The sequence below is a fragment of the Pseudomonas sp. p1(2021b) genome (assembly GCF_020151015.1).
In the GTDB taxonomy this organism is placed as follows: Bacteria; Pseudomonadota; Gammaproteobacteria; order Pseudomonadales; family Pseudomonadaceae; genus Aquipseudomonas; species Aquipseudomonas putida_K.
In genome coordinates this window covers 3,276,177-3,297,061 of record NZ_CP083746.1, presented here as the reverse complement: position 1 = coordinate 3,297,061, position 20,885 = coordinate 3,276,177, and the positions used below count along the sequence as shown (strand labels likewise).

Below are 20,885 nucleotides of genomic sequence, written 5' to 3'. Positions count from 1 at the left end.
TGGCGGACGGGCATCAACGAAAAAGGGCAGCCGTTCGGCTGCCCTTTTCAGTTCATTTGCACAGGACGATCATGCTACGGCTGGTGTAACCGGCCGGATTGATACCGAACAGGTAATCGCCCGGTTCTTCGTCCGCATCGCCGGAACGGGCGATGACCTTGTAACCGCGGTTGCCGCAGGACGTGGCTGCCTTGCTGTAGCATTTCTCCCAAGAGGAGGAGAGGCCGGAGCAATTGATATGTAGCCCTTTCTTTCCCCGCTTCACCTCGGTCTTGGCGGTGGCGGCGCATCCAGCAATGGCCAAGATGGCCAGGATGAGCAAAATACGTTTCATTCCTGTCCTTAAATGCAGGGCCGACCAGCATGCCTGGCCCCGTCGTTATCGCTCTTTTCTTCCTGGAATTTCCCCAACGTCCCTGTCTTGTACAGTAGATAGCGTAAAGATCAAATTTTTTTGACAGCTTAATCAGCCTAGGCTGGAGGGACAATGGGAAAAGTCCGAGCGAATGAAAATATTTCTCATGTCAATCCGCCGCTACGGCTGTCGGGGTCTCCTTGCGCATCGACAAGGTCGCCCCGACGGAAGCGGTGATAATCGCCAGGATGGCGAGCCATTGGGAAAGGGATAGGACTTCCCCCAGGAACAACAACCCTGAAAGCGCAGCGAATACGGGCTCGATGCTCATCAGGGTACCGAATGTGCGGGCGGGCATGCGGGTCAGGGCGACCATCTCCAGGCTGTAGGGGAGGGCGGTGGAGAGCACTGCGACGCCCAGGGCCACCGGAATCAGGGCCGGTGCGAGCAATGCACTGCCGGCATGCGCGATGCCGATAGGCGCGACGAACAGCGCTGCCACCAGCACGCCCAGGGCGGCCGTCTGGATGCCGTGTTCTGCACCGGCGCGTTGGCCATAGAGGATATACAGTGCCCAGCACACCCCCGCTCCTAGCGCGTAGGCTGCGCCAACCAGGTCGACGGCCTGGCCGGATTGGCCGACAGGAATCAACAGCAGCAACCCGATGATCGCCAAGCCGATCCATAGGAAGTCCACCACCCGTCGCGAGGCCAGGATCGCGACGGCCAGTGGCCCGGTGAATTCCAGTGCCACGGCGATACCCAGCGGGACGGTACGCACGGACATATAGAAGAGCAGGTTCATACCGCCCAGTGCCAGGCCATAGATGACGACGCTGCGTAGCGTGGCGGCATTCATCCGTGCACGCCATGGACGCAGCAATAGCAACATGATGATGCTGGCGAATACCAGGCGAAGGGCGGTGGTGCCTTGGGCTCCGACAGCGGGAAACATGCTTTTGGCCAGGGAGGCTCCTGACTGGATCGAGGCCATGGCGATCAGCAGCAGGCCGATGGGAAACAGCGTGGCGGCCAGACTGCGAGGCTGGTTGTTCATTGCAGGAGGGTAATCCTTATAAATGGAAGTGATACGACTGAGCACTATAGTGCGCATTGGTCCCTGTCGTCGGCAAGAGCGGTTTGATAACGTTTTTTGAAAATAACGGTTGACGTGCCGTTTCAGGGGCCTATAATGCGCCCCACTTCCGACGTAGTCGAAACGCAAAACTCCTTGAGATTCAATGGGTTGAACGCTTCAGGTAGTATCGGAAGGCTTCGGTCTCACAGATCGGCAGCGGTGAAAAAGGCAGTTGACAGCAGGTTTTAACGCTGTATGATTCGCCTCCCGCTACGAGAGATCGCAGCGCGTTAAGCGGTTGAAGTTGAACGAAAAACTTCAAAATAAACGCTTGACAGACCCTGAGGAAAGCGTAGAATGCGCGGCCTCGGTTGAGCAAAGCGCTTAACCAAATCGCTCTTTAACAATCGAATCAAGCAATTCGTGTGGGTGCTTGTGAGTACGGTCTGATAGTCGCCAAGATTATCAGCATCACAAGTGGCCATGCGAGAAATCACATAGTCATTTGAGATTGCTGAGCCAAGTTTAGGGTTTCTTAAAAACCCAAGCAGTATTGAACTGAAGAGTTTGATCATGGCTCAGATTGAACGCTGGCGGCAGGCCTAACACATGCAAGTCGAGCGGATGACGGGAGCTTGCTCCTTGATTCAGCGGCGGACGGGTGAGTAATGCCTAGGAATCTGCCTGGTAGTGGGGGACAACGTTCCGAAAGGGGCGCTAATACCGCATACGTCCTACGGGAGAAAGTGGGGGATCTTCGGACCTCACGCTATCAGATGAGCCTAGGTCGGATTAGCTAGTTGGTGAGGTAATGGCTCACCAAGGCGACGATCCGTAACTGGTCTGAGAGGATGATCAGTCACACTGGAACTGAGACACGGTCCAGACTCCTACGGGAGGCAGCAGTGGGGAATATTGGACAATGGGCGAAAGCCTGATCCAGCCATGCCGCGTGTGTGAAGAAGGTCTTCGGATTGTAAAGCACTTTAAGTTGGGAGGAAGGGCAGTAAGTTAATACCTTGCTGTTTTGACGTTACCGACAGAATAAGCACCGGCTAACTCTGTGCCAGCAGCCGCGGTAATACAGAGGGTGCAAGCGTTAATCGGAATTACTGGGCGTAAAGCGCGCGTAGGTGGTTCGTTAAGTTGGATGTGAAAGCCCCGGGCTCAACCTGGGAACTGCATCCAAAACTGGCGAGCTAGAGTATGGTAGAGGGTGGTGGAATTTCCTGTGTAGCGGTGAAATGCGTAGATATAGGAAGGAACACCAGTGGCGAAGGCGACCACCTGGACTGATACTGACACTGAGGTGCGAAAGCGTGGGGAGCAAACAGGATTAGATACCCTGGTAGTCCACGCCGTAAACGATGTCAACTAGCCGTTGGAATCCTTGAGATTTTAGTGGCGCAGCTAACGCATTAAGTTGACCGCCTGGGGAGTACGGCCGCAAGGTTAAAACTCAAATGAATTGACGGGGGCCCGCACAAGCGGTGGAGCATGTGGTTTAATTCGAAGCAACGCGAAGAACCTTACCAGGCCTTGACATGCAGAGAACTTTCCAGAGATGGATCGGTGCCTTCGGGAACTCTGACACAGGTGCTGCATGGCTGTCGTCAGCTCGTGTCGTGAGATGTTGGGTTAAGTCCCGTAACGAGCGCAACCCTTGTCCTTAGTTACCAGCACGTTATGGTGGGCACTCTAAGGAGACTGCCGGTGACAAACCGGAGGAAGGTGGGGATGACGTCAAGTCATCATGGCCCTTACGGCCTGGGCTACACACGTGCTACAATGGTCGGTACAGAGGGTTGCCAAGCCGCGAGGTGGAGCTAATCTCACAAAACCGATCGTAGTCCGGATCGCAGTCTGCAACTCGACTGCGTGAAGTCGGAATCGCTAGTAATCGCGAATCAGAATGTCGCGGTGAATACGTTCCCGGGCCTTGTACACACCGCCCGTCACACCATGGGAGTGGGTTGCACCAGAAGTAGCTAGTCTAACCTTCGGGAGGACGGTTACCACGGTGTGATTCATGACTGGGGTGAAGTCGTAACAAGGTAGCCGTAGGGGAACCTGCGGCTGGATCACCTCCTTAATCGAAGACATCAGCCTGCTGATGAGCTCCCACACGAATTGCTTGATTCCTTGAAGAAGACGATGCTGTAACGCGACCCTGTTATAGGTCTGTAGCTCAGTTGGTTAGAGCGCACCCCTGATAAGGGTGAGGTCGGCAGTTCAAATCTGCCCAGACCTACCATTCGCTGGGTGCAGAGACGACGGGGCCATAGCTCAGCTGGGAGAGCGCCTGCCTTGCACGCAGGAGGTCAGCGGTTCGATCCCGCTTGGCTCCACCATTTGCTTTGCTGCACAGTTACCTGCAGAACTTAGAAATGAGCATTCCACTGCGAATGTTGATTTCTGACTTTTGTCAGATCGTTCTTTAAAAATTCGGATATGTGATAGATAGACTGATGACCACTTTCACTGGTGGGCCATCAGGCTAAGGTAAAATTTGTGAGTTGCTCGCAAGAGCATCAATGCGAATTTTCGGCGAATGTCGTCTTCACAGTATAACCAGATTGCTTGGGGTTATATGGTCAAGTGAAGAAGCGCATACGGTGGATGCCTTGGCAGTCAGAGGCGATGAAAGACGTGGTAGCCTGCGATAAGCTTTGGGGAGTCGGCAAACAGACTGTGATCCAGAGATCTCTGAATGGGGGAACCCACCTAGGATAACCTAGGTATCTTGCACTGAATACATAGGTGCAAGAGGCGAACCAGGGGAACTGAAACATCTAAGTACCCTGAGGAAAAGAAATCAACCGAGATTCCCTTAGTAGTGGCGAGCGAACGGGGACCAGCCCTTAAGCTGGTTTGAGATTAGTGGAACGCTCTGGAAAGTGCGGCCATAGTGGGTGATAGCCCCGTACACGAAAATCTCTTGCCAGTGAAATCGAGTAGGACGGAGCACGAGAAACTTTGTCTGAACATGGGGGGACCATCCTCCAAGGCTAAATACTACTGACTGACCGATAGTGAACCAGTACCGTGAGGGAAAGGCGAAAAGAACCCCGGAGAGGGGAGTGAAATAGAACCTGAAACCGTATGCGTACAAGCAGTGGGAGCCTACTTTGTTAGGTGACTGCGTACCTTTTGTATAATGGGTCAGCGACTTATATTCAGTGGCGAGCTTAACCGAATAGGGGAGGCGTAGCGAAAGCGAGTCTTAATAGGGCGTTTAGTCGCTGGGTATAGACCCGAAACCGGGCGATCTATCCATGGGCAGGTTGAAGGTTAGGTAACACTGACTGGAGGACCGAACCGACTACCGTTGAAAAGTTAGCGGATGACCTGTGGATCGGAGTGAAAGGCTAATCAAGCTCGGAGATAGCTGGTTCTCCTCGAAAGCTATTTAGGTAGCGCCTCATGTATCACTCCAGGGGGTAGAGCACTGTTTCGGCTAGGGGGTCATCCCGACTTACCAAACCGATGCAAACTCCGAATACCTGGAAGTGCCGAGCATGGGAGACACACGGCGGGTGCTAACGTCCGTCGTGAAAAGGGAAACAACCCAGACCGTCAGCTAAGGTCCCAAAGTCATGGTTAAGTGGGAAACGATGTGGGAAGGCTTAGACAGCTAGGAGGTTGGCTTAGAAGCAGCCATCCTTTAAAGAAAGCGTAATAGCTCACTAGTCGAGTCGGCCTGCGCGGAAGATGTAACGGGGCTCAAACCATGCACCGAAGCTACGGGTATCACCTTAGGGTGATGCGGTAGAGGAGCGTTCTGTAAGCCTGTGAAGGTGAGTTGAGAAGCTTGCTGGAGGTATCAGAAGTGCGAATGCTGACATGAGTAACGACAATGCGAGTGAAAAACTCGCACGCCGAAAGACCAAGGTTTCCTGCGCAACGTTAATCGACGCAGGGTTAGTCGGTCCCTAAGGCGAGGCTGAAAAGCGTAGTCGATGGAAAACAGGTTAATATTCCTGTACTTCCAGTTATTGCGATGGAGGGACGGAGAAGGCTAGGCCAGCTTGGCGTTGGTTGTCCAAGTTTAAGGTGGTAGGCTGAAATCTTAGGCAAATCCGGGATTTCAAGGCCGAGAGCTGATGACGAGTTGCCTTCAGGCGACGAAGTGGTTGATGCCATGCTTCCAAGAAAAGCTCCTAAGCTTCAGATAACTGGGAACCGTACCCCAAACCGACACAGGTGGTCGGGTAGAGAATACCAAGGCGCTTGAGAGAACTCGGGTGAAGGAACTAGGCAAAATGGCACCGTAACTTCGGGAGAAGGTGCGCCGGCGAGGGTGAAGGACTTGCTCCGTAAGCCCATGCCGGTCGAAGATACCAGGCCGCTGCGACTGTTTATTAAAAACACAGCACTCTGCAAACACGAAAGTGGACGTATAGGGTGTGACGCCTGCCCGGTGCCGGAAGGTTAATTGATGGGGTTAGCGCAAGCGAAGCTCTTGATCGAAGCCCCGGTAAACGGCGGCCGTAACTATAACGGTCCTAAGGTAGCGAAATTCCTTGTCGGGTAAGTTCCGACCTGCACGAATGGCGTAACGATGGCGGCGCTGTCTCCACCCGAGACTCAGTGAAATTGAAATCGCTGTGAAGATGCAGTGTATCCGCGGCTAGACGGAAAGACCCCGTGAACCTTTACTATAGCTTTGCACTGGACTTTGAGCTTGCTTGTGTAGGATAGGTGGGAGGCTTTGAAGTGGGGACGCCAGTTCTCATGGAGCCATCCTTGAAATACCACCCTGGCAACCTTGAGGTTCTAACTCAGGTCCGTGATCCGGATCGAGGACAGTGTATGGTGGGTAGTTTGACTGGGGCGGTCTCCTCCCAAAGATAACGGAGGAGTACGAAGGTGCGCTCAGACCGGTCGGAAATCGGTCGCAGAGTATAAAGGCAAAAGCGCGCTTGACTGCGAGACCCACACGTCGAGCAGGTACGAAAGTAGGTCTTAGTGATCCGGTGGTTCTGTATGGAAGGGCCATCGCTCAACGGATAAAAGGTACTCCGGGGATAACAGGCTGATACCGCCCAAGAGTTCATATCGACGGCGGTGTTTGGCACCTCGATGTCGGCTCATCACATCCTGGGGCTGAAGCCGGTCCCAAGGGTATGGCTGTTCGCCATTTAAAGTGGTACGCGAGCTGGGTTTAGAACGTCGTGAGACAGTTCGGTCCCTATCTGCCGTGGACGTTTGAGATTTGAGAGGGGCTGCTCCTAGTACGAGAGGACCGGAGTGGACGAACCTCTGGTGTTCCGGTTGTCACGCCAGTGGCATTGCCGGGTAGCTATGTTCGGAAGAGATAACCGCTGAAAGCATCTAAGCGGGAAACTTGCCTCAAGATGAGATCTCACTGGGATCTTGAATCCCCTGAAGGGCCGTCGAAGACTACGACGTTGATAGGTCGGGTGTGTAAGCGCTGTGAGGCGTTGAGCTAACCGATACTAATTGCCCGTGAGGCTTGACCATATAACACCCAAGCAATTTGCTGTTGCGAATTGCGGTGGTGAAGACGAACGAACCGAAAGTTTGCATCACAAATTCACATATCCGAATTGGCTGGCATGTCCATCTGGACGTTCTGGCAACAGAATTTCTTGACGACCATAGAGCATTGGAACCACCTGATCCCATCCCGAACTCAGCAGTGAAACGATGCATCGCCGATGGTAGTGTGGGGCTTCCCCATGTGAGAGTAGGTCATCGTCAAGATTCATTTCGCAAAACCCCTATCTGCGCGAGCAGGTAGGGGTTTTGTCTTTCCGGTCGCTGAAACGGTGGGGCGTCAGGACTACAGACCGGGCACAGCGAATGATTTTAACTGCGCGCCAATTCCGCCAGGTGCGCTACAGCCTCTTCACTCTTGAGTACCAGTACATCTCCTTCGAGCGAATCGAGCACCACCTCGGAAGTGTTGCCGATCAAGGCACCTGAAATGCCGGTGCGGGCTACGGTACCTATTACCGTGACCACGGCATCGAGCTGCTTCTCCGTATAAGGAATCAATACATCCGCTGGCCCTTCGGCGATATGCAGATGGTCGTCGGGAACATCGAATTCCGCCTGAAAAGCCTTGCACGCTTCCCGGTAGCGCTGCTCGATGGTTTCCGAAAGCTGGTAGATCGGGTCGGATGCAGCGAGCATGGGAGAAGGGTGGGCGCTGATGACGTGCAATTGCCCCTTGGCCAACCCTGCTATGGCGTAGCCGTGGTCAATGATGCTGGCATGCAGGCGGCGATGGTCTTCATCATTGTTACCTACATCTACTGCCGCCAAGATCGCGCCGCCTGTCCATGGGCGCTCGCTCTTGACCATCAGTACTGCACACGGGCATTGGCGCAACAGCTTCCAGTCGCTGGGCGTGAGCAGTGCCTTGCGCAAGGGGTTGTCCGGGCGATGTTCTTTGATGACCAGCTCGCAGCCCTCGGCTTGCTGTACGTCGATGATGGACTCATGCAAGCTGTCATGCCAGGCCTGTTCATGGGTGACGTTATCGTATCCATCATCGTGCAGTTGGCTGCTGAGCAGGCTGAGCAAGGCGCTGTGGTCCTGTCGCTTGTCGCACATCAGCAGGTGCAGGCGTGCACCGGTGACGCCGGAAATGAGTTTGGCCCGGGCGAGGGCGCGACTGTGGGCGTGCTCGGGGTCAAGGACGACGAGAATACTGCGGACGGCTTGCATGGGCGTGAGCTCCCTTGGTAAGTGACGGCCAGTGCCTGACTATAGTCGGCGTTGCGCGCAGTGCCGCTTGATGTGTATCAAGCATAGTCGCTGGCGATTGCCGTCACCCCCGGTATAATCGCCGATCCTGCCGTTGGCCTGTAGTTTATGAGCTTATGTCCCTGATTCCCGAAATCGACGCCTTCCTCGGCTGCCCGACTCCTGACGCCTGGATCGAAGCGGCGCTCGCCGACCAGGAAACCCTGTTGATCGATCACAAGAACTGTGAATTCAAGGCTGCCAGCACGGCTTTGAGCCTGATTGCCAAGTACAACACGCACATTGACCTGATCAACATGATGTCGCGTCTGGCCCGCGAAGAGCTGGTCCATCACGAGCAGGTGCTGCGCTTGATGAAGCGCCGCGGTGTGCCGCTGCGGCCGGTTTCGGCAGGGCGCTACGCCTCTGGGTTGCGGCGCCTGGTACGGGCACACGAGCCGGTCAAGCTGGTCGATACCCTGGTGGTCGGCGCCTTCATCGAGGCCCGTAGCTGTGAACGTTTCGCGGCCCTGGTACCGCACCTGGACGAAGAACTGGGGACGTTCTATCACGGGCTGCTCAAAAGCGAGGCGCGTCATTACCAAGGCTACCTGAAGTTGGCTCACCAATATGGTGACGAAGCGGACATCGCACGTGTGGTGGAGCAGGTACGCGAGGCAGAAGTGCAGTTGATCCTCTCTGCCGACCAGGAGCTGCGTTTCCACAGTGGCGTGCCCATGGCGCGAGCGGCCTGAACGCAATAGCGTCGCATGTCGATCAGCGACGCTGCCCCAACAATAGCCCAATGACCAGCCCTAGGCCTGCGGAAATCGCCACCGTCTGCCAGGGATGGCCGCCTATATAATCTTCAGCGGCTGCTACTGCAGGTTGCGCCTTGCTCCGTAGCCTGTTCACGGCGCGGTTCGCCTGGCGCAGCTTCAGGTTGACTTGGGCACGCAGCGTGTCGGCTTCATCGCCTACCAGGGCTGCGCTGTCATTCAGCAACCGCTCCGACTCTTCGATCAAGGCCTGCAACTCACTGAATACCTGGTCCTTGATTTGTTCGTTGTCTGTTTGCGGGGCGCTTTTCCTGGCCATGAACACGTCCTCATTCGCTGATTGTCAGGGCAATGGATACCTGTGCCCCTGGAAAGTTGCGTCGGCGTACCGGTTGCTCGCCGGTACAGTGTAAGATAACGCCCATTTTCAAGCGGCAGGTAATACCATGAGTTTCAATCTGGCCAACAGAAGCTTCGAGGAACGGGCACAGATCGAGGCGGAAAAGGCTCGGCTATTCGATTATTGGCAGAACAACCTTGGCAAAGCCAAGGGCGAGGCCGCCCGACTCATCGGCGAGAAGCCCCGGCGCAAGAGCAAATGGGCCGAGTGGGTCCGCGCCGAGCTCGATGGTATGTCGCCTCCCGAATTCGTCAACCTGGTGCGCAGCGAAGTCAACAAGATGATGGCTGCCGCCAGCAGTAACCGCTGATCGATCAGCGAACCAGGCTGCCCTCGGGCAGGTCGAGTGTGCCTTCGTCGGTGAAGCGCACAGTGCCTAGCGGGCCGCCAGCCATCTTGCCGCGCAGTACGTAAGGCAGGCCCTGCAGTGAATCCAGCCGGCTCAGGCCATAGGCTTGGCGCAATACGGCAAAGGCAGTGATGCTCACCGGCACCACCACCATCGCCTCGCCATAACGGCCAATGTGCCCTTTTTGGTCACTGACGCCGGCTGCCAGGGGCTGGTCGTTGACCTCAAGATTCAATGCGATGCCATTGAAGTCGACCGGTTTCTCGTTCGGGTTCTGCACGCGGATCTTTACCGCCATGCGCATTTCCAGCTCCTGGGACGGGAGTGGCTCGATGCCGACCACGCTGATGTTCAACGGGTCCCTGGGCTGGAACAGCGCGCAGGCGTTGAGCGTACAGGCAAGCAGGGTAGTCAGCCAGAAACGGCTTGGTCGCAAGCTCATGGCGTGTGCCTTGTCTCCAGGTCGAAACTGCAGTGTGGCAAAACCACGCGGACGTTGAAAGCACCGAGGCATGATTGGGCGCTGCGCAGCGGGCCCCACGAGCCATACTGAAATATCAGGAATCATCTCTACCGGCATTCGCTCTTTCGCCGCGAACCTGTCACGTCTTAGGCTATCCAATGCTTGGGCGCGCCTTTTTGCAAAGGAGGTGAAGCATGAATTCGACACTGCCGATCCTGGCCATCGGGCTGATGCTGAGCCTGCCGCTGCCAGCTGCGCCGTTGCCGCAACCGCTGTTCATCGCCAGCGACAGAAACAACCCCTACAACAGCCCGATCCAGCGCGCCAACCCCAACAGCCGCCAGGGCAGCATGCCTGCGGCGCCGCCGATCCGAGGGCCTTCGACGCAACCCAACCCGCGGCCGCCAACCCTGGATAACCGTGGCATCGGCAATGGCGAGAACCTGCGCCGGGAGCAGCGCGTGCCCAACCTGGAACCCGCCCGGCCACCACGGGATAGTCAACGTCTGCCCTGAGCCGCCACCTGGAAGGACCCGAGCATGAAGCCACGCATTTGGTTTACTACCTTGGCCATTTCAGCCTTGATGCCGCTGTTGGCACAGGCCGCCTCCGAACGCCAATTGCCCAGCGAGGAAGGCCAGCTGACCGTCAGTACTGTAGCCGATGGTCTACGTCATCCCTGGGCCTTGGCCTTCCTACCCGAAGGCAAGGGCATGTTGGTCACTGAGCGGCCCGGCAACCTGCGCGTGGTCAGCCCGGACGGCAAGGTCGGTCCGGCCCTGAGTGGGGTACCCAAGGTCTGGGCCGAAGGGCAGGGTGGCCTGCTGGATGTCGCACTGTCACCGGCGTTCGCCAAGGATCGCACGGTCTACCTGTCGTTTGCCGAGCAGGGCGCCGATGGCAAGGGCGGTACTGCGGTCGGCCGCGGCCAACTGTCCCAGGACCTGGCCCGCCTTGAGAATTTCACGGTGATCTTCCGCCAGCAGCCCAAGCTTTCCGATGGCATCCACTTCGGTTCGCGGCTGGTATTCGATCATGACGGCTACCTGTTCGTCGCCTTGGGGGAGAACAACCAGCGCGCCACCGCCCAGGACCTGGACAAACTGCAAGGCAAGATCGTACGGATTCTGCCAGATGGCGAAGTGCCCAAGGACAACCCCTTCGTTGGCCAGGCCAATGTGCGGCCAGAAATCTGGTCCTACGGCCATCGCAACCAACAGGGCGCCGCCCTCAACCCCTGGAGCGGCCAGCTATGGACCCATGAACACGGCCCCCGAGGGGGCGACGAAATCAACATCCCGCGGCCGGGCAAGAACTATGGCTGGCCGATCGCTACCCACGGAATCAACTATTCGTTGCTGCCGATTCCTGAGGCCAAGGGCAAGCATGCGGAGGGCACCCAGCCCCCGCACCACGTATGGGAAAAATCACCGGGCATCAGCGGCATGGCCTTCTATGACAGCCCGACCTTCAAGGCCTGGGACCATAACCTGTTCATCGGTGCGCTGGTATCCCGCGAACTGATCCGCTTGCAGCTCGACGGCGACAAGGTGGTTCACCAGGAGCGCCTGCTCGGCGAGTTGAAGGCACGCATCCGTGACGTGCGTGTAGGGCCGGATGGTTACCTGTATCTATTGACCGACGCCGAGGATGGCGCGTTGCTCAAGGTCGGCTTGAACGAACACTGACAAGCCACCGGCCTGTATGCTGTAAATCGGCTGCCCATAGGGCTGCGGTGCCGGGTACCATGGCGCTTTTGCCCAGGGGCATCCAGCATGTCACTCGACCCGCAAACCCTCTACCGTCAGGCACTGGACGAGGATGGATTCGTCCCCGATGCCGCCCAGGCCCTGGCAGTGGACGAGCTCCAGGCCTGCTTCGAGGCACTGCGCCAGGGTCGGCCCACACAGGGGGTCTATCTCTGGGGCCCGGTCGGGCGTGGCAAGACCTGGCTGATGGACCAGTTCCATCGAGCCCTGCAAATACCGGCGCGGCGCCAGCATTTCCACCATTTCATGGCCTGGGTGCATCAACGGCTGTTCCAGCTCAACGGCACTGCCGACCCGTTGCAGGCGTTGGCCCGGGCATTGGCGCAAGAGATCCGCGTGTTGTGCTTCGACGAGCTGTTCGTCAGCGATATTGGCGACGCGATCATCTTGGGCCGTCTGTTCCAGACACTCTTCGATCAGGGCGTAGTGGTCGTGGCGACGTCCAACCAGCCTCCCGAGCAGCTCTACCGCGACGGCTTCAACCGCGAGCGCTTCCTGCCGGCCATCGCTGCCATCGAGCGGCATATGCGCGTCCTGCCCGTGGCCGGTGAACAGGACCATCGCCTGCACCCCGGTGCGTCGCACCAGCGCTACTGGGTGGCCGAACCGGGGCGACCCAGTGCTCTGCCTGCAGTGTTTCACCAACTGAGCCAAGGCGATGCTGGCACCGAGGCGCCCCTGTCGATCGGCGCCCGTCAAGTCAACGTGGTACGACGCAGCGACGCCGTTGTGTGGTGTCGCTTCAGCGACCTGTGCGAGCAACCCCTGGCAGCCGTGGAGTTCATGGCTTTGTGCGACCTGTTTCCGGCGATCCTGGTCGAAGGTATCCCGGCACTTGGGGGGCAGCAGCAGGCTGGGCGTATCGCACGTGGCACCGAGGATGGCGCCGAGCGAGTGGTTGCCGGGGACCGCGAATTGCCGACCCTGGCACCCAAGGACGACAGTGTGCGGCGCTTCATCGCCTTGGTCGACGAATGCTACGACCGTCGGGTCGCCCTGTACCTGGAAGCCGAAGTACCGCTCGAAGCACTCTACACTCAAGGGTATCTGGCGTTCCCGTTCCAGCGAACCCTGAGCCGGCTACGGGAGATGCAACTGCAACGCTTCGTCTGAAGGAGTCGACCATGGAGCCGCTGTCGCATCATCTGCTGACCCAGGCCTACAACAATGGCTGGGCCAACCATCGTCTGTACAAGGCGTGCCTGCAACTGACCCACGACGAGTTCGTCGCCCCCCGTTGCAGCTTCTTCCCTTCGATCAAGGCCACACTCAACCATCTATTGACGGTGGACTGGTTCTACCTGCACGCGCTGGAGTGCGAGCAGCGCGGCGAAGCGCCGGGCCCGGACGGTGAGCGCTTTTTCGAGCCCGAGCAACCCTTTGCCACCTGCACCGACCTGCTCGCCGAGCAGGCCCAGGCCGATCATCGACTCATCGCCTATTGCCGGTCGCTGCAGGACGACCAGTTGCAGCGTTACGTGAGCATCGTGCGCCCAGATCGCTTGCAGCGCGAGTCCCGTCTGCGCCTGCTGGCGCACCTGTTCGAACACCAGATCCATCATCGGGGCCAGGTGCATGCGATGCTCAGCGATACCTCCGTGCATCCGCCGCAACTGGATGAGTTCTTCTGCGAAGAAGAGGCTAGCTTGCGGGCCGATGACTTTGCCGAGCTTGGTTGGAGCGAGGCGTTGATCTGGGGTGGGAGCTGAAAGCGCAGGGTACGTAGCCTCGGCGCCCAAACGCGGCACAAGCCCCACAGGTATGGCGGCGTCTGCCGGCGAACGGGCCTAGCGCTCCAGCCAACCGACCAACGCTTTGTGGAAGCGCGCCGGTTCCTCGATCTGTGGCGCATGCCCCAGGCCTTCGAACGTCACCAGTTCCCCTTGAGGTATCACCCCGGCCACCTTCGGCCCCAGCGCCTTGTACTTGCCCAGCCGGGCCTTTACCTCGGGCGAGGCGATATCGCTGCCGATGGCCGTGGTGTCCTGGTCGCCGATCAGTAGCAGGGTCGGCATCTGCAGGTCCTTGAATTCGTAGTACACCGGCTGGGTGAAGATCATGTCGTAGATCAGTGCCGAGTTCCATGCCACCGCCTCATGCCCCGGACCTCGGTTCAGGCCGACCAGCATCTGTACCCAGCGTTCGTATTCCGGCTTCCAGCGCCCGGCGTAATAGGTGTTGCGCTCATAGTTGCGCACCCCGTCGGCATCGAGCTTGAGCTCGCGCTGGTACCACTGGTCCACGCTGCGATAGGGCACGCCCAGGGCCTTCCAGTCCTCCAGGCCGATCGGGTTGACCATGGCCAGGCGCTCGACCTGCGTGGGGTACATCAAGGCATAACGGGTGGCGAGCATGCCGCCGGTGGAGTGCCCCAGGATGATCGCCTGTTTGATCCCCAGGTGTTCGAGCAGGGCATGGGTGTTTTGCGCCAGTTGCTGGAAGCTGTATTGATAGTGCGCCGGCTTGCTGGAGGTGCAAAAGCCGATCTGGTCCGGGGCGATGACGCGGTAGCCAGCCTGGCTCAACGCGTCCAGGGTGGTCTCCCAGGTAGCGGCACAGAAGTTCTTGCCGTGCATCAACACCACGCTGCGGCCATTGGCCTTGCCTTTTGCGGGCACGTCCATGTAGCCCATTTGCAGTGCTTGGCCTTGGGACTGGAAGTCGTAGTGCTTGAGGGGATGCGGGTAGTCGAAACCTTCGAGTTGCTTGCCGTAGGTCGGCGCCGGGGCGGCGAAGGCGGGGCTGCCGAGGAGGCAGGCCAGAGCCAGGGAGGTTGCGCGCAGCATGGGGGCACTCCGTGTAGGGCCATGTAGGAATAGGCGACTTTAGCAGTCAGTTGACGGCCGGATCGGCAAAAAGATGTCACCGGCCGTGTAGCCAACCCAGGGTGATCATGGTCAACACCAGGTAGCGTCCACCCTTGGCCAGGGTGACCAGCAGCACGAAACGCCAGAAGGGTTCGCGCATGATGCCGGCAATCAGGGTGAGGGGGTCGCCGATCACAGGCATCCAGCTCAACAGCAGCGACCATTGCCCCCAGCGCCGGTAGCGTTGCTGCGCACGTTCGAGTTGAGTGGCGTTGAACGGGAACCAGCGCCGCCCGCGCAGGTGCTCGATCGCACGGCCCAGGAGCCAGTTGACGATCGAGCCCAGCACGTTGCCCAGGGTGGCGACCAGCAATAAGGTCGCCCAGGCCGCCGGCTCTCGCAACAACAGCCCCACCAGTACAGCTTCCGATTGCAACGGCAGCAGCGTGGCGGCGCCGAAGGCGCTGAGAAACAGCGCCCCGAGGCTGAGCATCAATAGTCGGCCAGTACTTCGTCCTTGCCCTCGTGGGTCAGGCCGATGACCTGGTAGTGGTCCTTGTGGTCGCCCATTTCCATACCGGGCGAGCCCATGGGCATGCCCGGGACCGCGATGCCCTTGAGGTCATTGCGCTTGGCCAGCAGGCGAACCTGCTCGGCCGGCACATGGCCTTCGACGAACTTGCCATCGATCACGCCGGTATGGCACGAGGCCAGGCGCGGCGCCACGCCCAGGCGCTGCTTGACTTCGCTCATGTTCGGCTCGACATGGTCATTGACGGTGAAGCCGTTGTCGCGCAGGTGGCTGATCCATGCCTTGCAGCAGCCGCAATTGGGGTCGCGGTAGACATCGATGGTCTCGGCGGCCTGGGCCAGGCTGGAAATCGCCAGCAGGCCGAGGGGGAGCAGGTGTTTGCGCAGCATGGTGAAACTCCTCTTCAAACGCAGGCGTGCAGACAGCCTGGTAGGTGTGGCCCGCAGCATAGCGCAAGCCAGCCCCAGGTGCAGCGCGAGCGGTGGTCGATTGCGCCTGGTGGCATGCTCGCCTGTACCGGCTGTCATTGAGCTGAAGGCAAGATTACAGCGTTGTCAGGTGGCACTTTGCCCCGGGTCCAGGTCACGCATCAGCAAGCCATGCTCGAGCGGTACCTGCTCCGGGATCGGCAGGTAGACCACATGACCATCACCGGGAGCCACCTGGATCGCCTGTTGCTGGCGATCGCTCAGGCGATCCAGATCGAAGTGGTAGTTGCCGCGAGGCGTCATCAGCTCCAGGTGATCGCCCACGGCAAAACGGTTCTTGACCTTGACCTCGGCCAGCCCGGCAACCCGAGCACCGGTCAGTTCGCCGACGAATTGCTGGCGCTCGGATACGGAATTGCCACGCTGGTAGTTCTGATACTCGTCGTGCACATGGCGTCGCAGGAAGCCTTCGGTGTAGCCGCGTTGGGCCAGGGACTCCAGGTTGTCCATCAGTGCCAGGTCGAACGGGCGCCCGGCCACGGCATCGTCGATGGCCTGGCGGTACGATTGCACGGCGCGTGCGCAGTAAAAGTGCGACTTGGTCCGGCCCTCGATCTTCAACGAGTGCACGCCCATGTGGGTCAGCCGTTCTACATGCTGGATCGCGCGCAGGTCCTTGGCATTCATGATGTAGGTGCCGTGTTCGTCCTCGAAGGCGGGCATTTCTTCGCCTGGGCGGTTGCCTTCCTGGAGCAGGAATACCTGGTCGGTGGGTGCCCCCAGGCCCAGGGTCGGTTCGACTTCGCGGACGATCTCGCCTGTGGCGTTCTCGGTGGCCGCTGTCGCCTGGTATTTCCAGCGGCAGGCATTGGTACAGGTGCCCTGGTTGGCATCGCGACGATTGAGGTAGCCAGACAACAGGCAACGCCCGGAATAGGCCATGCACAAGGCGCCGTGAACGAACACTTCCAGCTCCATGCTGGGCACCTGTCGGCGGATCTCCTCGATCTCCTCCAGCGACAGCTCGCGCGACAGAATCACCCGGGCCACGCCTTGGTGCTGCCAGAACTGGACGCTGGCCCAGTTCACTGTATTGGCCTGCACCGAAAGGTGGATGGGCATGTCCGGGAAATGCCGGCGCACCAACATGATCAGGCCAGGGTCGGACATGATCAGCGCATCCGGCGCCATTTCGATCACCGGTGCCAGGTCTTTGAGAAAGGTCTTGAGCTTGGCGTTGTGCGGGGCGATGTTGACGACCACGTAGAAACGCTTGCCCAGGGCATGGGCCTCCTGGATGCCCAGCGCCAGATTGGCATGGTCGAATTCGTTGTTGCGCACCCGCAGACTGTAGCGCGGCTGGCCGGCATAGACCGCATCGGCACCATAGGCGAAGGCGTAGCGCATGGTCTTGAGGGTGCCGGCAGGGGCCAGCAATTCGGGCTTGGCAAGAGGGGTCATGGGCGCACCAGGGGCAAAAGGCGCGGATGCTACGGCCTGTTCGACGAGGCGATATTGACGTAGATCAACGGCACTTTTGGGCGCGGTGTGGGCACTAAACGATTGAGCCCACGAGGAATGCCCATGAACGAGACCGCATTGCAGAACAAGGCCTTGGCCGTGCTCCTGGCGCTGGTGACCATCGCCTTCGTGTGGATCCTGCTGCCGTTCTACGGCGCGGTGTTCTGGGCGGTGATCCTCGCCATCCTGTTTGCCCCGCTGCAACGTGACCTGGTGCTGCGCCTGGGCCGCCGACGCAACCTGGCGGCGGCGGTCACCCTGCTGGTGTGCCTACTGATCGCTGTGCTGCCGGTGATCATCATCAGTGCCCTGCTGGTGCAAGAGGGCGCGACGATCTACCAGCGCATCGAGAAAGGCGAGCTGGACATCGCCGGCCACATCGAAGGGCTCAAGACGCTATTGCCCTCCTTCGCCCAGAGCGGCCTGGAGCGCATGGGCATGGGCGATCTGGAGGGACTGCGCGAGAAGATCACCAAATGGGCCATGCAAGGCAGCCAGTTCCTGGCCAGTCAGGCGTTCAGCTTTGGCCAGGGAACCTTCGACTTCCTGGTGAGCTTTGGCGTGATGCTCTATCTGTTGTTCTTCTTCCTGCGCGAGGGGGCGGAGCTGGCGCGCAAGGTGCGTATGGCCGTGCCATTGCCCGAACAGCAAAAGCGCCGCCTGCAGCTCAAGTTCAGCCGTGTGGTGCGGGCTACGGTCAAGGGCAACCTGCTCGTGGCGGTGACCCAGGGCGCCTTGGGCGGGCTGATCTTCTGGGTGCTGGGTATTCCCAGCGCGCTGGTCTGGGGTGTGCTGATGGCTTTTCTTTCATTGCTGCCGGCGGTGGGCTCCGCCATGGTCTGGGGGCCAGTGGCCGCTTACTTCCTTGCCACCGGCGCAATCGTGCCGGGTGTGGTGCTGATCGCCTTCGGCGTGCTGGTGATCGGCCTGGTGGACAACGTGCTGCGCCCTATCCTGGTGGGCAAGGACACCCGCATGCCCGACTACCTGATCCTGATTTCAACCATCGGCGGCCTGGCGGTATTTGGCCTGAACGGTTTCGTCATCGGGCCGCTGATCGCCGCGCTGTTCATGTCCAGCTGGGCGATCTTCACCGGCAGTCGGATCCAGGTGCAACTGCCTTCGTAACGTTCAGCGCAAGCTGTAGGACACACCCGCATACACGGCGAACCCTTCGCCGGGCGTGGAACGCGGCTTGTCCTGGCCTTGATCGTCATACCCAGGGGTGACCGTGGCGGCATAGCGTTTGTTGGTCAGGTTGCGCAGGTCCAGCCAGGTCTGCCAATCCTGCGTGGGCGAATTCCAGCCCAGCCTTGCGCCGAGCAGGGCGTAGGCGTCGGCGTGGTTGCTGTTGGCATAGTCGACCTGAACCTTGGACGCCATCTGGGTGTTGAGCCCGGCATAGAACCCGCTGGGCCAGTCGTAGCGCACCTCGGCCTGGTAGTAGTGCATGGGGATGCCCGGCAGGCGGTTGCCGCCGAACTTATCATCGTCGCGGTAGTGGAAGTCGCTGAACGTGTAGGCCTGGCGCAGGGAGAGCCTGCCGATACCGGCCTGCTCCCACAGGGTGCTGTCCAGGCCGGCCTCGATGCCTTGGTGGACGGTGGGGCTGGCGTTGAATTCCTTGGCTGGAGCACCTTGCACGATTTCCACGGCCAATAGTTCGTGACGTACGCGTGAGTAGTACCAGGTCAGGTCCCAATCGCCCAAGGCCGAAGCGCCGCGCGCGCCCAGCTCCAGTGTGGTGGCGGTCTGGTTTTGCATTTCGATCGGCTGGGTGGCAACGGTCGAGCTCCAGATGAGCGACCACGGGTGTGGCGGCTCGACCGATCGGCTCAGGTTGCCATAGACCTGCAATTGCGGGTCGATGTCGTAACGCAGGCCCAGGCGCGGTGCATAGTCCCAGTCGTGCTGGCTGACCTTGCCGCCGTTGGCGGGGTAGGTGACGTCACTTTCGCGGCGGGTGTAGATCATTGCCAGGCCGGTGGTCAGCCATAAATCGGGGACGAGCTCCAGATCGTTGCTCGCATGCAGCACGGTATCCGACCCTTGATAGCTGAAGTCGCGGGTACGCGTGCCGACAGGTTTGAAACCATTGCTGCTCTCGGGCACCCGAACGAACTCCGATGCACCGCTATTGGGTAAGTGTTTTGTAGTACGCCATCCGATTGTGGTTTTGCTTTCATGGCCGAACAGTGTATCGCGGCGATGGTAGTTCAGCGTTCCGCTCACATCGGTGTAAGCGACTTTTAGGCGATTGGGGCCTTCGCGTAGGTCCATCGGATAGTCGTGGTACACCAGCCCAGTTTCCAGGCGTGACTCGTCTTCCAGATAGATTGTGGTCTTGTTGGCCAGCCAAGTGCTGCCTGGCTGTGGTCGGCTCGCATCGCGACGCAGGTACTCCGGGTTAGCCGCCCGAGGGTCATGCTTGATCTGCTGCTTGGTCAAGCGCCCGGCCAACTCGTTCTCGGTCTCCCGGTAGCGCAGGTAGAAGCGCGTTTCCAGATTGGCGTTAAAGCGATAGCCGATATTGGCGGCAATGCCCTTGGCACTGCCGCTGCTGTGCGCCTGGTAACCGTCGTATTCGGCGTCGGTCAGGGCGAGGTAATAGTCCAGGTTACCCAGCACCTGTCCAGAGCTGATGTGCCGATGGGCGTAGCCGCGGCTGCCCACTTCATAACGCAGCTGCAAGGGCGCGGCGTCATGGCCGGTATGGGTCACATAGTTGATCGCGCCGCCCAGGGCCAAGGCGCCCTGGTCGAACCCGTTGGCGCCGCGCAGTACTTCGGCACGGCTCAGCCACAGTGGCTCGAACAGCTCATAGGGCGTGCCCCCGGGGCCGGTCAGCGGCAGGCCGTCGAACATCGTATAGATCCCGGAGCCGTGGGCGCCAGGGGAGCGGTTGATCCCCGAGCCACGGACCGACAGCTTGATGCCGTCGTTGCCAGCCGATTGGGCGAAGACCCCTGGTTGATAGGCGAGCACGTCCTGGTTGGTGGCAACGCGCCCTTGATCCACCCGCTGCATGTCGACCAGGGTGGTTGCGCCAGGCGTCTCCCGCAGACGCTGCGCGGCCTGCTCCAGTTCGCCTTGCTGTTCCTGGATCAATACCTCGTCCAGCTCCACGGGAGCCGCCGCCAGATCAGGGCTGCAGGCGCAGATAGCCAGCACGCCGGCAGCGCAGGTGACAGGTGAAACGGGACGCATCGTGGAACTCCGGGCAATTTTCAGGCGGAAACTTTCCTCAGACGCACGAAAAGTCAACCAGAGCACGTCGAATAATCCAAAAGCGCACGAGGTAAATGACAGGCATTTTTGTCAGGCGCGCTGTTACAACTCCAAGTGCTGGAGTGAGCTGCTCTCTCATTCGTAAGGTGCATGCACAGCAACTGCGAAGCCCCTTTCGGGCGAGTTATGAACGTACGGAGAGCGTCCAATGAATCTGCAAAGCCAACTGAAGTCCGACTCTGTCGACGAGCAGTCCATCCACCTCACGCCAAGGGAAAAGGAAGTTCTGCTTTGGTGCGCTTATGGCAAAACCTCTTGGGAAATTGGCCAGATTGTGGGTTGTAAAGAGTCGACCGTTAACTTTCATATCAGCAATATCCTACGCAAGTTTGCTGTAAATACCCGGGTCGCGGCGGTGATCAAGGCCTTGCGGTATGGCCTGCTGAAAGACCAGTGAGAAGG

General features: G+C 59.2%; 18 protein-coding genes, 2 tRNA genes and 3 rRNA genes. 13 read left to right on the top strand and 10 right to left on the bottom strand.

From position 1 onward, the window contains the following. Nucleotides 1-52: 52 nt before the first annotated feature. Together K8374_RS15305 and rhtA are read right to left on the bottom strand one after the other, a co-directional pair. Nucleotides 53-334, bottom strand: a complete 282-nt coding sequence (locus tag K8374_RS15305; protein ID WP_196146725.1) for a hypothetical protein — start codon at nucleotides 332-334, stop codon at nucleotides 53-55. Between the two features lie 190 nt (nucleotides 335-524). Further along, on the bottom strand, nucleotides 525-1,412 hold the full coding sequence (gene rhtA / locus K8374_RS15300; protein ID WP_224456266.1) for a threonine/homoserine exporter RhtA: 888 nt from the start codon (nucleotides 1,410-1,412) through the stop codon (nucleotides 525-527). A gap of 576 nt (nucleotides 1,413-1,988) precedes the next feature. Here rhtA and K8374_RS15295 point away from each other — a divergent pair. The 5 genes from K8374_RS15295 to rrf all read left to right on the top strand — a co-directional run bounded on the left by K8374_RS15295 (nucleotide 1,989) and on the right by rrf (nucleotide 7,160). Then, nucleotides 1,989-3,525, top strand: a 16S ribosomal RNA gene (locus tag K8374_RS15295). Nucleotides 3,526-3,610: 85 nt separating this feature from the next. Beyond that, a tRNA-Ile gene (locus K8374_RS15290) sits at nucleotides 3,611-3,687 on the top strand. Between the two features lie 21 nt (nucleotides 3,688-3,708). Further along, nucleotides 3,709-3,784: transfer RNA gene (locus K8374_RS15285), tRNA-Ala, on the top strand. 241 nt (nucleotides 3,785-4,025) lie between these two features. Continuing rightward, nucleotides 4,026-6,917, top strand: a 23S ribosomal RNA gene (locus tag K8374_RS15280). Nucleotides 6,918-7,044: 127 nt separating this feature from the next. Next, nucleotides 7,045-7,160, top strand: a 5S ribosomal RNA gene (gene rrf, locus K8374_RS15275). The 16S, 23S and 5S rRNA genes sit together here with 2 tRNA genes alongside, the layout of an rRNA operon. A gap of 105 nt (nucleotides 7,161-7,265) precedes the next feature. Here the strand turns inward: rrf and K8374_RS15270 are convergent. Next, the gene (locus K8374_RS15270; RefSeq protein WP_224456265.1) at nucleotides 7,266-8,129 is read right to left on the bottom strand and encodes a universal stress protein; all 864 of its coding nucleotides are present in this window, start codon (nucleotides 8,127-8,129) and stop codon (nucleotides 7,266-7,268) included. A gap of 155 nt (nucleotides 8,130-8,284) precedes the next feature. On the opposite strand from K8374_RS15270, the gene K8374_RS15265 reads away from it, so the two are divergent. Next, nucleotides 8,285-8,902 (top strand): tRNA-(ms[2]io[6]A)-hydroxylase, encoded by a 618-nt coding sequence (locus tag K8374_RS15265; protein WP_224456264.1) that lies wholly within the window; start codon nucleotides 8,285-8,287, stop codon nucleotides 8,900-8,902. Nucleotides 8,903-8,924: 22 nt separating this feature from the next. Here the strand turns inward: K8374_RS15265 and K8374_RS15260 are convergent, their stop codons facing one another. Then, nucleotides 8,925-9,245, bottom strand: coding sequence for a YqjD family protein (locus K8374_RS15260; protein WP_084859208.1), 321 nt, complete (start codon nucleotides 9,243-9,245; stop codon nucleotides 8,925-8,927). Nucleotides 9,246-9,372: 127 nt separating this feature from the next. On the opposite strand from K8374_RS15260, the gene K8374_RS15255 reads away from it, so the two are divergent. Further along, nucleotides 9,373-9,636, top strand: a complete 264-nt coding sequence (locus K8374_RS15255) for a hypothetical protein (RefSeq protein WP_224456263.1) — start codon at nucleotides 9,373-9,375, stop codon at nucleotides 9,634-9,636. 4 nt (nucleotides 9,637-9,640) lie between these two features. On the opposite strand, the gene K8374_RS15250 is transcribed toward K8374_RS15255, so the two are convergent. After that, on the bottom strand, nucleotides 9,641-10,117 hold the full coding sequence (locus K8374_RS15250) for an LEA type 2 family protein (RefSeq protein ID WP_224456262.1): 477 nt from the start codon (nucleotides 10,115-10,117) through the stop codon (nucleotides 9,641-9,643). A gap of 215 nt (nucleotides 10,118-10,332) precedes the next feature. Here K8374_RS15250 and K8374_RS15245 point away from each other — a divergent pair, with 215 nt between their 5' ends. From K8374_RS15245 to K8374_RS15230, 4 genes are all read left to right on the top strand, one after another. Continuing rightward, the gene (locus tag K8374_RS15245) at nucleotides 10,333-10,653 is read left to right on the top strand and encodes a hypothetical protein (RefSeq protein ID WP_224456261.1); all 321 of its coding nucleotides are present in this window, start codon (nucleotides 10,333-10,335) and stop codon (nucleotides 10,651-10,653) included. Nucleotides 10,654-10,677: 24 nt separating this feature from the next. Further along, nucleotides 10,678-11,826, top strand: a complete 1,149-nt coding sequence (locus K8374_RS15240) for a PQQ-dependent sugar dehydrogenase (RefSeq protein ID WP_224456260.1) — start codon at nucleotides 10,678-10,680, stop codon at nucleotides 11,824-11,826. Nucleotides 11,827-11,913: 87 nt separating this feature from the next. Beyond that, on the top strand, nucleotides 11,914-13,020 hold the full coding sequence (gene zapE, locus K8374_RS15235; protein ID WP_224456259.1) for a cell division protein ZapE: 1,107 nt from the start codon (nucleotides 11,914-11,916) through the stop codon (nucleotides 13,018-13,020). Nucleotides 13,021-13,031: 11 nt separating this feature from the next. After that, the gene (locus K8374_RS15230; protein WP_084859198.1) at nucleotides 13,032-13,616 is read left to right on the top strand and encodes a DinB family protein; all 585 of its coding nucleotides are present in this window, start codon (nucleotides 13,032-13,034) and stop codon (nucleotides 13,614-13,616) included. 78 nt (nucleotides 13,617-13,694) lie between these two features. Here K8374_RS15230 and K8374_RS15225 read toward each other — a convergent pair whose 3' ends face one another. The 4 genes from K8374_RS15225 to yegQ all read right to left on the bottom strand — a co-directional run bounded on the left by K8374_RS15225 (nucleotide 13,695) and on the right by yegQ (nucleotide 17,135). Then, entirely contained in the window at nucleotides 13,695-14,693 is a 999-nt protein-coding gene (locus K8374_RS15225) for an alpha/beta fold hydrolase (RefSeq protein ID WP_224456258.1), read from the bottom strand. 76 nt (nucleotides 14,694-14,769) lie between these two features. Next, nucleotides 14,770-15,207 (bottom strand): YqaA family protein, encoded by a 438-nt coding sequence (locus K8374_RS15220; RefSeq protein ID WP_224456257.1) that lies wholly within the window; start codon nucleotides 15,205-15,207, stop codon nucleotides 14,770-14,772. Beyond that, on the bottom strand, nucleotides 15,207-15,635 hold the full coding sequence (locus K8374_RS15215; RefSeq protein WP_224456256.1) for a DUF411 domain-containing protein: 429 nt from the start codon (nucleotides 15,633-15,635) through the stop codon (nucleotides 15,207-15,209). The genes K8374_RS15220 and K8374_RS15215 overlap by 1 nt, the downstream gene beginning before the upstream one ends. 165 nt (nucleotides 15,636-15,800) lie before the next feature. Next, nucleotides 15,801-17,135: a tRNA 5-hydroxyuridine modification protein YegQ gene (gene yegQ, locus K8374_RS15210; RefSeq protein ID WP_224456255.1), complete on the bottom strand. Its 1,335-nt coding sequence runs from the start codon at nucleotides 17,133-17,135 to the stop codon at nucleotides 15,801-15,803. A 123-nt stretch (nucleotides 17,136-17,258) separates the two neighbouring features. Here yegQ and K8374_RS15205 point away from each other — a divergent pair, with 123 nt between their 5' ends. Next, a complete protein-coding gene (locus K8374_RS15205; protein WP_224456254.1) occupies nucleotides 17,259-18,323 on the top strand; it encodes an AI-2E family transporter in 1,065 nt (354 codons plus the stop codon). Nucleotides 18,324-18,326: 3 nt separating this feature from the next. Here the strand turns inward: K8374_RS15205 and K8374_RS15200 are convergent, their stop codons facing one another. Continuing rightward, nucleotides 18,327-20,402: a TonB-dependent receptor family protein gene (locus K8374_RS15200; protein ID WP_224456253.1), complete on the bottom strand. Its 2,076-nt coding sequence runs from the start codon at nucleotides 20,400-20,402 to the stop codon at nucleotides 18,327-18,329. A 229-nt stretch (nucleotides 20,403-20,631) separates the two neighbouring features. On the opposite strand from K8374_RS15200, the gene K8374_RS15195 reads away from it, so the two are divergent. Beyond that, a complete protein-coding gene (locus K8374_RS15195; protein ID WP_224456252.1) occupies nucleotides 20,632-20,880 on the top strand; it encodes a helix-turn-helix domain-containing protein in 249 nt (82 codons plus the stop codon). Nucleotides 20,881-20,885 lie beyond the last annotated feature (5 nt).